At 44.1% G+C, this 13909-nt stretch carries 15 protein-coding genes and 1 tRNA gene; 12 read left to right on the top strand and 4 right to left on the bottom strand.

What is annotated here, in order from left to right:
• The first annotated feature begins 13 nt into the window (after window positions 1–13).
• The 4 genes from EUBC25_RS00650 to EUBC25_RS00635 all read left to right on the top strand — a co-directional run bounded on the left by EUBC25_RS00650 (window position 14) and on the right by EUBC25_RS00635 (window position 2503).
• Window positions 14–763: a hypothetical protein gene (locus EUBC25_RS00650; RefSeq protein ID WP_230106337.1), complete on the top strand. Its 750-nt coding sequence runs from the start codon at window positions 14–16 to the stop codon at window positions 761–763.
• Window positions 756–1640, top strand: coding sequence for a hypothetical protein (locus EUBC25_RS00645; RefSeq protein ID WP_230106336.1), 885 nt, complete (start codon window positions 756–758; stop codon window positions 1638–1640). The genes EUBC25_RS00650 and EUBC25_RS00645 overlap by 8 nt, the downstream gene beginning before the upstream one ends.
• A gap of 19 nt (window positions 1641–1659) precedes the next feature.
• Window positions 1660–2304, top strand: coding sequence for an ATP-binding cassette domain-containing protein (locus EUBC25_RS00640; RefSeq protein WP_230106335.1), 645 nt, complete (start codon window positions 1660–1662; stop codon window positions 2302–2304).
• Window positions 2305–2430: 126 nt separating this feature from the next.
• Window positions 2431–2503: transfer RNA gene (locus tag EUBC25_RS00635), tRNA-Thr, on the top strand.
• Window positions 2504–2593: 90 nt separating this feature from the next.
• Here EUBC25_RS00635 and EUBC25_RS00630 read toward each other — a convergent pair.
• Window positions 2594–3088: an HD domain-containing protein gene (locus EUBC25_RS00630; RefSeq protein ID WP_230106334.1), complete on the bottom strand. Its 495-nt coding sequence runs from the start codon at window positions 3086–3088 to the stop codon at window positions 2594–2596.
• 161 nt (window positions 3089–3249) lie between these two features.
• On the opposite strand from EUBC25_RS00630, the gene EUBC25_RS00625 reads away from it, so the two are divergent.
• Genes EUBC25_RS00625 through EUBC25_RS00615 form a run of 3 tightly spaced genes read left to right on the top strand, consistent with a single transcriptional unit; the run spans window position 3250 to window position 5215 of the window.
• Entirely contained in the window at window positions 3250–4134 is an 885-nt protein-coding gene (locus tag EUBC25_RS00625; RefSeq protein WP_230106333.1) for an NAD(P)-dependent oxidoreductase, read from the top strand.
• Between the two features lie 3 nt (window positions 4135–4137).
• Window positions 4138–4938, top strand: a complete 801-nt coding sequence (locus tag EUBC25_RS00620; RefSeq protein WP_230106332.1) for an MBL fold metallo-hydrolase — start codon at window positions 4138–4140, stop codon at window positions 4936–4938.
• Between the two features lie 28 nt (window positions 4939–4966).
• On the top strand, window positions 4967–5215 hold the full coding sequence (locus tag EUBC25_RS00615; RefSeq protein ID WP_230106331.1) for a hypothetical protein: 249 nt from the start codon (window positions 4967–4969) through the stop codon (window positions 5213–5215).
• Between the two features lie 57 nt (window positions 5216–5272).
• On the opposite strand, the gene EUBC25_RS00610 is transcribed toward EUBC25_RS00615, so the two are convergent.
• Window positions 5273–6070 carry an ABC transporter permease gene (locus EUBC25_RS00610; RefSeq protein WP_230106330.1) on the bottom strand — a complete coding sequence of 266 codons (798 nt, stop codon included), beginning with the start codon at window positions 6068–6070 and terminating at the stop codon, window positions 5273–5275.
• Window positions 6063–6830, bottom strand: coding sequence for an ABC transporter ATP-binding protein (locus EUBC25_RS00605; RefSeq protein WP_230106329.1), 768 nt, complete (start codon window positions 6828–6830; stop codon window positions 6063–6065). The genes EUBC25_RS00610 and EUBC25_RS00605 overlap by 8 nt, the downstream gene beginning before the upstream one ends.
• Before the next feature lie 147 nt (window positions 6831–6977).
• Between EUBC25_RS00605 and EUBC25_RS00600 the strand changes: the two genes are divergently transcribed.
• The 3 genes from EUBC25_RS00600 (at window position 6978) to asd (ending at window position 10189) form a co-directional block, all read left to right on the top strand.
• On the top strand, window positions 6978–7607 hold the full coding sequence (locus EUBC25_RS00600) for an epoxyqueuosine reductase QueH (protein ID WP_230106328.1): 630 nt from the start codon (window positions 6978–6980) through the stop codon (window positions 7605–7607).
• A gap of 66 nt (window positions 7608–7673) precedes the next feature.
• On the top strand, window positions 7674–9068 hold the full coding sequence (argH, locus tag EUBC25_RS00595) for an argininosuccinate lyase (RefSeq protein WP_230106327.1): 1395 nt from the start codon (window positions 7674–7676) through the stop codon (window positions 9066–9068).
• Between the two features lie 35 nt (window positions 9069–9103).
• The gene (gene asd, locus EUBC25_RS00590) at window positions 9104–10189 is read left to right on the top strand and encodes an aspartate-semialdehyde dehydrogenase (protein WP_230106326.1); all 1086 of its coding nucleotides are present in this window, start codon (window positions 9104–9106) and stop codon (window positions 10187–10189) included.
• A gap of 94 nt (window positions 10190–10283) precedes the next feature.
• Here the strand turns inward: asd and EUBC25_RS00585 are convergent, their stop codons facing one another.
• Window positions 10284–10931: an ATP-binding protein gene (locus EUBC25_RS00585; protein WP_230106325.1), complete on the bottom strand. Its 648-nt coding sequence runs from the start codon at window positions 10929–10931 to the stop codon at window positions 10284–10286.
• A gap of 99 nt (window positions 10932–11030) precedes the next feature.
• Here EUBC25_RS00585 and EUBC25_RS00580 point away from each other — a divergent pair, with 99 nt between their 5' ends.
• Both EUBC25_RS00580 and ppk1 read left to right on the top strand, forming a co-directional pair.
• Window positions 11031–11708, top strand: coding sequence for a Crp/Fnr family transcriptional regulator (locus EUBC25_RS00580; RefSeq protein WP_230106324.1), 678 nt, complete (start codon window positions 11031–11033; stop codon window positions 11706–11708).
• Window positions 11709–11781: 73 nt separating this feature from the next.
• Window positions 11782–13908, top strand: coding sequence for a polyphosphate kinase 1 (ppk1, locus tag EUBC25_RS00575; protein ID WP_230106323.1), 2127 nt, complete (start codon window positions 11782–11784; stop codon window positions 13906–13908).
• Window position 13909 lies beyond the last annotated feature (1 nt).

Raw genomic sequence — 13909 nt, 5'->3', positions numbered from 1 at the left:
GAAAGGAAGAATCATGAACAGAATGTATCAGGTAGACTGTAAGCGTGGATTATGTTCCACAGGTTTTTATGTGGGGATTGTGCTGTGCTTTTTAGCCGGAGCGTTTGGTATGGGAGAAATGCTGGAATACATTTCTGAAACAGTGCTGCCGGAAGGGGAGATCCGTTTCCTTTCTGCAGCTTATCTGGCCCTTCATACAGACGCTCTGACTTACGTACTGCCAATCGCATGTACTCTGGCAGCAAGCGGGATGTATATAGAAGATTTACAGAGTGGGACATTGTACTACAGTATTCTTAGAACAACAAAGAAACGATACTACACCAGTAAGATACTCAGTTGTATTACATTTGGAATCCTGACTGTTCTTGCGACAGTTCTGCTTCTTATGGTTGTGTTTATGCTTATGTTTCACACGGATAAAATGGAAATACAGAACTTTCAAATGGAAAGTCTTGTATATTTGTGTAAACGAACTGTAATCTTGTGTATGAACAGCTCTTTATATGCTTTGCTTGGAGGAGCAATTGCAGGCACTTCCAATAATCGTTATATGGCATATGCGGCTCCTTTTATTCTATACTATGTGATATCCACACTGTTTCAGGCGTATCTTTCAGACTATCCGCTTTTAAATCCCAAAGAGTGGATGTTACTGCGGATCTCCCCGGTGTGCCAGGTTGTAGTGGTTTTGGCCGTTGCTAACGTGCTGGCGGCAGCGTGCTATCTGTTCGTCATGGAAAGAAGGTGGACCCATGAATGAGTTCCGTCTTGTATGTTCCATAACTAAACTGAATTTTCTGGGATGGAAGAAAAATCCCCGAATCATGCTGGCTTTTGTATTGGCCTTTGTATTTTGCGTTATGATGTCAGCCAAAGCCATTATGTTTGCACGTACATATGAGACTACCATGCAGATTTTTGAACCCTTTGTGTGGGCGTTTAGTGGTGGGAAATCCATTTTGCTGGCATCTTTTCTTCTGATTTTTTTCTTTATGGATATGCCTTTTCTCAATGAAGCCACGCCCTATTATCTGATGAGGAGCGGACGAAAGGCCTGGATGGGCGCACAAATTCTGTATATTGTAACGGTAACATTTCTTTACATGTTTTTTGTGCTGGTAATGTTTTGCATTTTGTGTGCACCTTTGTCTTTTGTGGGAAATATGTGGAGTGAGACAGGAGCGCTTCTTGGTTATTCTGGCGTGGGAGAGGATATAGCGTTGCCGGCATCCGTGAAAACGATGGAAATGTCAAAGCCTTATCAGTGCATGGCAGAGATCTTTCTTCTGATGACTCTATATACGCTGCTGACAGCGACGATTATGATGATATTTAATCTTTTGAAAAATCAGTTCGGAGGGGTCTTAAGTGTATTTATCCTGAATCTTTATGGGCTTTTGTTAAATCCAGAAATCATCGGGAGAATCCTGGACATACCACAGATACTGCAGTATAAAAGCAATGTGATCACTGGATGGATTTCACCCTTAAATCACGCTACCTACTATATGCATAATTTCGGATATGATTTGTTACCAAGGTTATGGCATAGTTATCTGATCCTTGGCCTATGGATTCTGTTAAACATTTTTATCATCAGAAAGCTGGCTAGACGATATCAGTTCGTATTTTCATAGAGAAACGGAGGGGCGGAGGATGAATGAAATAATGGTAAAGATAGAAAATTTAAGAAAAACCTTCCGGGAAGAAGAGGTTCTTAAGGGAATCAACTGCGAATTTCAACGAGGGAAAACTTATGCGGTAATTGGAAATAATGGTTCAGGGAAAAGTGTGCTTTTTAAATGTATCTGCGGTTTTCTTACCCCAACAGAAGGGAAGATTACAGTAGATGGGAAACAGATTGGAAAAGATGTGGATTTCCCGGAATCTATCGGGCTGATCATTGAGCATCCGGGATTTATTCCACAAATCTCAGGGTTTAAAAATCTCCGGCTGCTGGCAGGAATCCGCAGGTGCGTTACAGACGAGCAGATTAAGGAGGTAATCCGCAAAGTAGGACTGGATCCTTCCTCAAAAAAAGCAGTAGCCAAATATTCTATGGGAATGAAGCAAAGACTGGGAATCGCTCAAGCGATCATGGAGGATCCGGATCTTCTTATTTTGGATGAACCTTTTAATGGATTAGATAAGAAAGGGGTGGAAGAAATACGTTCCTTGCTGATGGAGCGGAAAGAGAAAGGCAAGACGATTCTTCTTACCAGCCATAATAGTGAAGATATCACACTTCTTGCAGATCATGTCTGGGAGATGGACGCAGGCAGGATGACAAAAGTCAGATAGCGTTGCCGTTTATACGGATTGTGAATTTGAGAAAAAAGACAATACCCCTTTAAAAATCTATTGACAAACGATCGACACACAGCTATACTTGAATGCGTACTGGTTTGAAAATGACATTTACAGTTTGCTGGAATAGCTCAGTCGGTAGAGCACTTCACTCGTAATGAAGGGGTCGTCGGTTCAAGTCCGATTTCCAGCTTTTTATGGAAAGAGGAAAGAGACACTCTCTGATATCAGGAAGTGTCTCTTTTTACTTGTTTGGCAGGAAATTTCATTTCTTCTCAACTTATTATGCCGGAATCACTATGACGCGTCCCTGTTTTGCAAATGCAATGGAAAAACAACACAGTTCCATTGCAGCGCAGAGCTTGTCGGCGCAAGTAATGATCCAGGCTTCCCGGCTTGTGGGAAGAGGTCCCAGCGGAAACATATGTGAAAGAATTGCCAGACGTTCTTTTTCGGATATGTCAAAATGCTCACTGCTATTTTTTGCGGCTACTTTCGGATGATAAAAGGCCTGCAGTTCCTTTACCGGCTTCGGGTCACTGAATTTGTAGAGAAAGAAATCGTGGAGAAGTCCGGCGCGGGCAGCGGCTCTTTCATCACAGCCCAGCTTTTTGGCAATTTTCCAGGAAAGATAAGAAACATTCAGACTGTGGATCAGCCTGGTCGTCCTTAAATGCTGGATATAGAGGGCAAGTTTTCGGAAATCCGCATCCTTAAGAATATCATTGACAATTGACAGATACTCTGCTGAAACATCTTCCGCTACTTTAATGTCCATCGGCACTCACTCACTTTCTTATTTATTTAAGCTCAGTATGAACTTTTCGAAGAGGAAAAGTCAATAAGTTTAATAAAAAAATAAGGAAGAAGTATGGCGGAAAGAACAGGATTGGTAGTATGATAGATAGCGTAAAGCAGAAAGGAAAAGGAGACAGGGCAATGAAAAAAATAGCATTTATCGGATTAGGGATCATGGGAAAATCCATGGCCAGAAACGTGATGAAAAAAGGATATGAACTTAATATTTATGCAAGGACCAGAAGCAAGGTGTCTGATCTGGAGCAGGAGGGAGCTGTATTTTACGAGACGATCCCGGCGTGTGTGAAAGATGCAGATGCGGTGATTACGATCGTAGGTTATCCGAAAGATGTGGAGGAAGTTTATTTTGGAGAAAATGGTATTTTGCAGAATGCGAAACAGGGAGCCTATGTCATTGATATGACAACTTCCAGTCCGAAGATCGCAGAAAAGATTGACAGAGAGGCCAAAGAGAGAGGACTTCATGCGCTGGACGCTCCGGTGACAGGAGGAGATACAGGGGCAAAAGCAGGAACTCTTTCCATACTGGTGGGAGGAGCGAAGGAAGATTACGAGTCCTGTCTGCCGTTGTTTGAAGCAATGGGAAACAATATCAATTATGAAGGAGCGGCAGGAGCAGGACAAAATACAAAACTTGCGAATCAGATCATAATAGCAGGAACCATATCCGGACTCTGCGAAGCGTTAAGCTATGCAAAGGCCAAGGGTCTTGATCTTCAGACTCTCCTTGATTCGGTGGCAACGGGAGCGGCGGGAAGCCGTCAGCTTGATACCCTTGCCCCCAGGATATTAAAAGGGGATTTTGCTCCGGGATTTTTTATCAAGCATTTTATCAAGGATATGAAGCTGGCTGCCAGCGAGGCGAAGAGCGAAGAGCTGGATCTGAATGTACTGGAAAGGGTGCTGGACAATTATGAAACGCTTGCAGAGGCAGGCTGTGAGGAGGACGGTACACAGGCCCTGATTAAATTTTATGAGAAATGTGAAACAGGAAAGGAAAATTAAAAGATGAAGCTTACAATTTTAGGAACCGGAAATGCAGCTGTTACGGAATGCTACAATACATGCTTTGTATTTTCAGATGGAGACAGACATTTTTTGGTAGATGCAGGGGGCGGAAATCAGATCCTGAAGCGTTTGAAAGACGCAGGAATACCGCTGTCCCAGATCCACGATATTTTCATTACTCATGAACATATTGATCATCTTCTGGGGCTGATTTGGCTTGTACGGATGATCGGGCAGAATATGAATAAAGGCAAATATGAGGGAAATTTGAATATCTATTGCCATGAAGATCTGATTCCGGTTATCAGGACGATCACTGATCTGACTATACAGAAAAAAGTAACAAAGCATATCGGAGAGAGAATCCTCCTTACTCCGGTGGCTCATGGGGAGACAAGAGAAATTCTGGACTGTCCGGTAACTTTCTTTGATATTTATTCCACAAAAGCAAAACAGTACGGCTTTACCATGATGCTTCCGGGAAATGTAAAATTTACCTGCGCAGGGGACGAGCCGTATAATGAGAAGGATTATGAGTTCGCAAAGGACAGTGACTGGCTGATGCATGAGGCGTTCTGCCTGTACAGCGAGGCGGATGAATTTGGCCCTTACGAAAAACATCACAGTACGGTAAAAGAGGCGTGCCAGACAGCAGAAGAGCTGAAAATCCCGAATTTGATCCTCTATCATACCGAGGATAAGAATATCGCAAGGCGCAAAGAGCTTTATACAGAAGAAGGAAAAGAGTACTATCACGGTAATCTGTATGTGCCGGATGATATGGAAGTATTTGAATTATAATTATAAAGGAAAAGGTGAAGGAATCATAATGACCATTTCAAGAGAAATGCTGTTTCCTCTTGCATTTTACAAAAAATCTGTTTTCAATGGAAGCCGGGGAAAGATGAATTACCGGATAGAGAAGAAAGAGAACGAAGAAAAAAAAGAAGAATTTCTTCTTACTGTCTGGGAGGGACCTTTCTGTTATGATGCGACGAAGGAAGAGAAAAAGACCTTCCATTATGATTTCAGTGAAGAGGGGATGCAGAAAATTATGGAGCAGCTTAATGAGCTGTAGGCAATAAAGTATGTAGGGCAGCCGGTACAAAAGTACGGCTGCTTTTTTGCAACAAAGTCATACCCGCTTTCGATACCATCTTTCCAGAAGATTAATCAGCGAATACAACCCCATTGCCATGATACACAAAAGCACGATAGACATGAGAAGCCAGTCAAGCTTGAAGGTCTGGCTGGCGTATATGATTAGATAACCAAGCCCCTCTCTGGCAGCCAGAAACTCGCCGATGATCACTCCTACCAGACAAAGGCCGATGTTAACCTTCATGGTGCTGATGACAGCAGGGATGGAACTTGGAATGACAGCCTTTGTAAGAGCGTGAAAACGGTTCCCGTGCAGGGTGTAGATCAGTTTGATCTTTTCCGGATCCACGGTCTTGAAGGCGGTGTGGAGGTTTAATATACTTCCGAAGATCGCCACAGACATTCCGGCTACAATAATGGTTGTTGTAGTTGCGCCAAGCCATACGATCAAAAGGGGAGCAAGGGCGGATTTCGGCAGGCTGTTCAGTACCACGATGTAGGGATCCAGTACCTCGGAGAGGCGGGGACTAAGCCAAAGAGCAACTGCCATCAGAAGGCTGATGGCAATTACAAGGGCAAAACTGACAATTGTCTCATAGAGAGTTACTCCTATATGTGTAAAAATACTGTGATCTTTCAGCATATCCCAAAAACACAGTGCGATTTTTGAAGGGCTGCTGAAGATAAAAGAGTCGATCAGACCGATGTTTGCGCTGAATTCCCAGATGAACAGAAAGGCAAGCAAAAGAAAAATCCGGGAAATCTGCACGATCCGGGTATATTTTTTCTGTTTGTTCAGATAGTTTAATTGTGCAGTAGATAAATCACTCATTGCTGTTCAATTCCTTCCAGATCAGATTAAAATAGGTTTTAAATTCCGGTGCATCTCTCCGTTTCAGCGGGGTATCCTCATCCAGATGAAAGACAAGGGAGAGGGTTTGTTTGATGGACGCCGGGCGGGGGCTTAAGATAATGACTCTGTCTGCCAGCGAAACGGCCTCTGATAAATCGTGGGTTACTAAGATGGCAGTTTTCTTTTCCTTTCGTATGATCTGGCCGATATCGTCGCCGACATGAAGCCGGGTCTGATAGTCAAGAGCCGAGAACGGTTCATCCAGAAGAAGGATATCAGGTTCAAGTACAAGCGTGCGGACGAGAGCAGCCCTTTGCCGCATTCCTCCGGACAGTTCGGAAGGCCTGGAATTTTCAAACTGTTTCAGACCGTAAGTATCCAAGAGTTCGTGGGCTTTCTCTTTGGATTTTGTCGTCAGCATATGCTGCACTTCCAGCCCTAAAATGACATTGTTGTAGATAGTGCGCCACTCAAAGAGCTGATCATGCTGGAGCATATAGCCGATATTTGTTGTACTTTCCCGGAGATATTTTCCTTTGATCTTAATCAGTCCTCTTTCGGGTTCCAAAAGTCCGGCGATCAGAGAAAGCAATGTGGATTTGCCACAGCCGGAGGGGCCGACGACAGCCACAAATTCTCCTTCTTTCATGCTGAAAGAAATATCGGTAAGAGCCGGTGTTTCGCCATCCATTGTGTGATAAGAATAATAGATATGTTTCAGTTCTAAAATTTCTTCCATAGGAAATCCTCCGCGTATCAGCGCTGCTGTAAGTATATATTAGTTTATGCGGTCCGCGGCAAACGGTGCTTGCAACAAAGGGGAAAATACCATATACTAAGTATCAGATTCTATTAGAACAAAAAGTGAGGAAAGAGGAGACGTTCTATGAATTACCAAAGAGAGCTGGATATGCTGCTGGCAAAGCTGGAAAAAAGCGGGGAAGTTCCCAGGCTTTTGCTTCACAGCTGCTGTGCGCCCTGCAGCAGTTATGTGCTGGAATATTTAAGTGATTATTTTGAAATCACTGTATTTTATTATAATCCGAATATTTTTCCGGAAAGTGAATATACCAAAAGGATTCTGGAACAACAGACGCTGATCGGAGAGATTCAGGTAAAATATCCGATATCTTTTCTTGCAGGGCACTATGACAGGGAGAAGTTTTATAAGATGGCAGAAGGGCTGGAACACCTCAAGGAAGGTGGAGAGCGCTGTCTGAAATGCTATGAACTGCGTCTTAGGGAGTCGGCACAGATCGCGAAGAAGGGCGGATTTGATTATTTTACGACCACGCTTACCATCAGTCCTTTGAAAAATGCAGACCGGCTTAATGAAATCGGCAAGAAAATGGAAGAAGAGTATGGCGTTACGTATCTTCAGTCTGATTTCAAGAAGAAAAATGGTTATAAAAGATCCATAGAACTTTCAAAAGAATTTAACCTGTATCGTCAGGACTATTGTGGATGTGAATTTTCTCTGGCAGAGGCCCAGAAAAGAAGGAATTATGAAAAATAACTGGGTTTTTACAGGGAAATGTGTTAGAATAACAAACTATAATACAAAAGAAAGGGGATTCCACTTATGGCGCAGTTATGGGGCGGTCGATTTACAAAAGAAACAGATCAGTTAGTATATAATTTCAATGCTTCCATTTCTTTCGATAAAAAGCTGTATGCTCATGATATTGAGGGAAGCATTGCACATGTGATGATGCTGGCAAGACAAGGGGTCTTGAGTGATGCAGAAAAGGAAGATATTATAGAAGGACTTCAGGGAATCCGGTCAGATGTGGAAAAAGGAAAACTGGAGATTACAGACGAATATGAGGACATTCACAGCTTTGTGGAAGCAGAGCTGACCAGGCGGATCGGAGAGGCAGGGAAAAAGCTTCACACAGGGCGGAGCAGGAACGATCAGGTAGCGGTTGATATGAAGCTTTATACAAGAGATGAAGTAAGGCAGATGAATAGCCTGATCAAGGAAATGCTGCATACGCTGCTTTCCATCATGGAAGAAAATACGGAAACTTTTATGCCGGGATTTACCCATCTGCAGAAAGCACAGCCGATTACGCTGGCTCATCATATGGGAGCATATTTTGAAATGTTCAAAAGGGATCATGAGCGTATGGTGGATATTTGCCGCAGGATGGATACCTGCCCCTTAGGTTCAGGAGCACTGGCAGGGACAACGTATCCTCTTGATCGGGAATATACAGCAAGGCTTTTAGGATTTAGCGGACCGACACTCAACAGTATGGACGGAGTATCAGACAGAGACTATCTGATTGAGTTTTTATCTGCCCTGTCTATGGTCATGATGCATTTGAGCAGGTTTTCAGAAGAAGTCATTATCTGGAATACGAATGAGTATCAGTTTGTGGAAATTGATGATGCATACAGCACAGGAAGCAGTATTATGCCCCAGAAGAAAAATCCGGATATTGCCGAGCTGGTACGTGGAAAGACAGGAAGGGTTTATGGAGCTTTGATGTCTCTTCTTACGACTATGAAGGGGATTCCTCTTGCTTATAACAAAGATATGCAGGAAGATAAAGAACTTGTATTTGACGCCATTGATACGGCAAAAGGCTGTCTGTCCCTGTTTACAGGTATGCTTAGAACCATGAAATTCAACCGGAAGAAAATGGCGGAAAGCGCAAGGCATGGATTTACCAATGCCACGGATGCAGCGGATTATCTGGTAGGCAAAGGTGTGCCCTTCCGGGATGCTCACGGCATTGTGGGACAGCTGGTTCTGTATTGTATCGATAAAGGAATTGCCCTGGATGATATGTCCCTGGAGGAATACAGGCAGATATCTCCGGTCTTTGAGGAGGATATTTACGATGCCATCAGCATGGAAACCTGTGTCAATAAGAGAGTGACAATAGGAGCGCCCGGAAAGGCTGCTATGCAGGATGTGATCGGGAAATATAAAAAATATCTGGAAGGCTATGGGGATGACCGCATCTGACCGGACAGAGAAATAAAAGGAAAAGGAGAGAGAAAATGGAACAGAAATTAAGAGTAGGCATTTTGGGAGCGACAGGTATGGTAGGACAGCGTTTTATTTCTCTGCTGGAAAATCATCCCTGGTTTGAGGTAGTAACAGTAGCGGCAAGCCCGCGTTCTGCCGGAAAAACATATGAGGAGGCAGTGGGAGGAAGATGGAAGATGGATACTCCCATGCCGGAGGCGGTAAAAAAACTGACGGTACTTAATGTAAATGAAGTGGAAAAAGTTGCAGCGACTGTAGATTTTGTTTTCAGCGCTGTTGATATGACAAAAGAAGAGATCAAAGCGATCGAGGAGGAGTATGCAAAGACGGAGACTCCTGTGGTATCCAATAACAGCGCCCATCGCTGGACTCCGGATGTGCCGATGGTAGTTCCGGAAATCAATCCGGAACATTTTGACGTCATCGAGTCACAGAAAAAGAGGCTGGGAACAACAAGAGGATTTATTGCTGTAAAGCCAAACTGCTCGATCCAAAGTTACGCACCCTGCCTTGCTGCATGGAAGGAATTTGGTCCTAAGGAACTTGTTGTTACTACATATCAGGCGATTTCCGGTGCGGGAAAAACATTTAAGGACTGGCCGGAGATGGACGGCAATATTATTCCCTATATTGGCGGAGAGGAAGAAAAAAGTGAAAAGGAACCTTTACGTGTTCTTGGCCGGGTAGAAAACGGCGAGATTGTTATGGCAGACGCCCCGAAGATTACATGCCAGTGTGTGCGTGTCCCTGTTTTGAACGGTCATACTGCTGCAGTATTTATTAATTTTGAGAAGAAACCTTCAAAAGAGGAACTGATCGAGAAGCTGGTAAGCTTCCGGGGATTTCCGCAGGAGGCTGAACTTCCGAGTGCGCCGAAACAGTTTATCCAGTATCTGGAGGAGGACAACCGTCCGCAGGTAAGCCTTGACGTTGACTATGAGAGAGGAATGGGCGTATCTATCGGACGTCTGCGGGAGGATTCGATTTATGATTATAAATTTATCGGTCTGTCCCACAATACAGTACGCGGCGCTGCCGGCGGCGCAGTGCTGTGTGCGGAAACATTGACTGCAAAAGGATTTATCCAGGCGAAATAGTCAATTTGGGACGTAACACTTTTTAAAAGTGTTACGTCCCAAATTGCAGTTTACGGTGGGTAAAAATGTCAAATACCCTGTGCTTTTTTGTTGATTAGTCCAGAATGTCCCCTTCGATGGAGATGGTTACAACTTGCCAGGGAATCCATTTTCCGCTGTTTTTCAGTGCTTCTGCAGCAGCATGTTCGATTCCGCCGCAGCAGGGAACTTCCATGCGGACGATGGTGACATCTTTTATATTGTTATTTTTGATAATGTCTGTCAGTTTTTCGGTATAATCTACTGCGTCCAGTTTTGGGCAGCCGATCAAAGTGACTTTGCCGCGGATAAAATCCTGATGGAAGTTTCCGTAAGCATATGCGGTGCAGTCAGCGGCGATCAGAAGATGTGCGCCGTCAAAGTAAGGGGCGTTGACAGGAGCCAGTTTGATCTGTACCGGCCATTGGCGAAGCTGGGATTCCACCGGCGATGTGTTCGCTGTGCTTCTGTTGGAAGAAGTTTTTCGACTGGAAAGGTGGCGTTTCACTGCCTCTTCATCATAGGCTGCCGCTTCCCTTTCAACAAAGGAAATGGCATTAGTGGGACAGGTCGGAAGACAGTCGCCTAAGCCGTCACAGTAATCGTCGCGCATCAGCTTTGCCTTGCCGTTTACCATTTCAATGGCGCCTTCATGGCAGGCATCGGCACAAAGCCCGCATCCGTTGCATTTTTCTTCATCAATCTGAATGATTTTACGTATCATAATTTTTCTCCTTATCTTTGTATTGTATGTCGCTGCCTGACTTAGTATAGTATAAAAGAAAAAAAGAATCAGTTGCTTTTGCAACAGAAAAGAGGAAATATGGGTGATGTTATAAAAATGCTGTTGGTATCACCCTTGTTTCAGGGCATACCTGAAGAAAAAATGATGGAAGTTCTTCGGTGCCTTGATGCAAGATGGGCAGACTTTGAAAAAGGACAGCAGCTTTTCAGACAGGGAACTTCTCTGAAAGCAGCCGGATTTCTGGTAGAAGGGAGCCTGTCTCTGGAGAGGGAAGATTTCTGGGGCAACAGAAGCATTCTTGCAGTCGTAAGGCAGGGGGAGATCTTCGGAGAAGTGTACGCCTGCAGGCAGGAAAAGAGGCTGAATATCAATATTACAGCTCTGGAAAAAGCCAGCGTTTTATTTTTAAATCTTGAAACAATACTTGAGAATCAAAAAGTCCCGGAGGATGTAAGGACTGTGCTCCTTGGAAATCTTGTGGGTATCCTGGCGGATAAAACATATTACATGTCACGAAAAGCAGAGTTTTTAAGTGCAAGGACAACGAGAGAAAAACTGATGAGTTATCTGTCGGCTCAGGCGCAGGAGACAGGTAAGACCGAGTTTCAGATTCCTTTTAACAGACAGGAGATGGCAGATTTTTTATCTGTTGAGAGAAGTGCCATGTGCAGGGAGCTTGGCAAAATGAGGCGGGAAGGCATTGTAAGCTTTTCCAAAAAGCAATTCTGCCTGAAAGGAAAGGCAAAGGAGGAGTAAATCTTCTGGATATATTTTTGCTTTGCATGTATAATCTTAATAGAAGGAATGCGCTGCAAGGAGGAAGGAAAGCATGGAGGAAAAGAAAAATAAAAAAGAAGATATTTTGAAATACACTCAAAACAGAGAGCTGTCCTGGCTGAAATTTAATCAGAGAGTTCTGGAAGAAGCCCAGGATCCATCCGTTCCCCTTCTGGAACGAATGAAATTCGTGGCAATTTTTACGAGCAATCTGGATGAGTTTTTCATGATTCGTGTGGGAAGCCTTTTTGATATGGCAGCGGCCGATCCGAAAGCGGTGGATTCCCGTTCGGGAATGACACCGTCGCAGCAGCTGGAAAAAATTTACGAGGCAGTGGCGCCTCTTTATAAAGAAAGAGATAAAACTTACGCGGAAATTAAGAAGCAGCTTCATCCTTATGGGGTGTGCGGTCTGGATTTTAAAGAGCTGGAACAAAGTGAGAAAAAGTATGTAAAGAAATATTTCAAGGAACAGGTACTTCCCGTCCTCTCGCCGCAGATCGTGGACGCCAACCATCCGTTTCCCCATCTTTTAAATAAAGAGCTCTATGTGACTGCTATGCTGAAGCAGAACAACAGGACGATGCTGGGAATTGTTCCCATCCCTAACTTTATTTCCGACATTTTATATCTTCCGGGACATGACATCCGCTATATCCGCATGGAAAAGGTGATCATGGAATATTTGAATCTTGTGTTCGGCCAATATGAAGTGACGGAAAAGAATTACATATGTGTTACAAGAAATGCAGATATTGCGCCGGATGACGAAGCTTTGGAGGTAAATGATGATTTCCGGTATCTGATGAAGCAGACCCTGCACAAAAGAAAAAGAATGGCAGTGGTAAGGCTGGAGATTGCAGAAAAGCTGAATGCGGAAACGGAAAAATATTTCTGTGAAAAGTTCAATATTACGAAACGGCAGATTTTCCGTACAAAGATGCCTATGAAACTGGACTATATGTTTGCCATCAGCGGCAACCTGCCGGATTCTATGAAGCGGGCGCTGATCTATCGTCCGTTTTCGCCGCAGCCTTCCGGCAGGCTGGAGGAGGGCAGCATTATGCGGCAGATCCGGAAAAAGGATGTTCTGCTTTTTTATCCTTATGAGAGTATGGAACCCTTTCTGCAGCTGATCAAGGAAGCAGCATTTGATCCGTCTGTCATGACGATCAAGATTACCATTTACCGCCTTGCCAAAAAGGCCAGACTGGTGGAGTATCTCTGTGCGGCAGCGGAGAACGGCAAGGAAGTAACAGTCCTTATTGAGCTTAGGGCAAGATTTGACGAGCAGAATAATATTGACTGGTCAGAGCGGCTGGAGGAAGCAGGATGCCGTGTGATCTATGGATTTGAAGGATATAAAGTTCATTCCAAGATTTGTCTGATCACCTATCGGCACCGCAATGAGATTCAGTATATTACTCAGATCGGTACAGGAAATTACAATGAGAAGACGGCTGCCATGTATACGGATCTTTCGTTAATGACGGCCGACAGGGAGATAGGGGAAGATGCCGCTTTGTTTTTCCAGAACATGTCCATTGGAAATCTGGACGGAATCTATCGCCATCTGATCGTATCGCCCACTTCACTGAAGCCAAAGATCCTGCAGCTGATGGATCAGGAAATACGAAAAGGGACAAAAGGCCGGATCATTATGAAAATGAATTCCCTGACAGATGTGGATTTTATTGAAAAGGCGGCGGAAGCCTCTCAGGCAGGTGTCCGTGTAGATTTGATCGTCAGAGGAATCTGCTGTATTCTTCCGGGTATACCGGGATATACAGAGAATATTACCATATCCAGCATTGTGGGAAGATATCTGGAACATCCAAGGATCTTCAGCTTTGGAACAGGGACAGATCAGAAAATCTATATCGGATCAGCGGACATGATGACAAGAAATACAGAAAAACGTGTGGAAGTTGCAGCCCCTGTGCTGGATCCGGATGTGAAGCGCCAGGTAAACGGATATCTGGAGGTTATGCTGGCGGATAATGTAAAAGCCAGGGTACTGCAAAAAGACGGAACATACAAAAAGAAACCGATCACGGAAAAGAGAGTCAATTCACAGGAACACTTTATGAAGTCTGCTGTCCTGGCAGCAAGGAACAAAAAGCCGGCGCCTAAAAAGCAGGGGCTGCGTGAGCGGTTTGCAAAGATATTCAGAAAATAGG

It is taken from the genome of Claveliimonas bilis (assembly GCF_020892095.1).
Lineage (GTDB): Bacteria > Bacillota > Clostridia > Lachnospirales > Lachnospiraceae > Claveliimonas > Claveliimonas bilis.
Note: the sequence above shows the minus strand (reverse complement) of the source record. Positions and strands in the feature narration are given on the sequence as shown.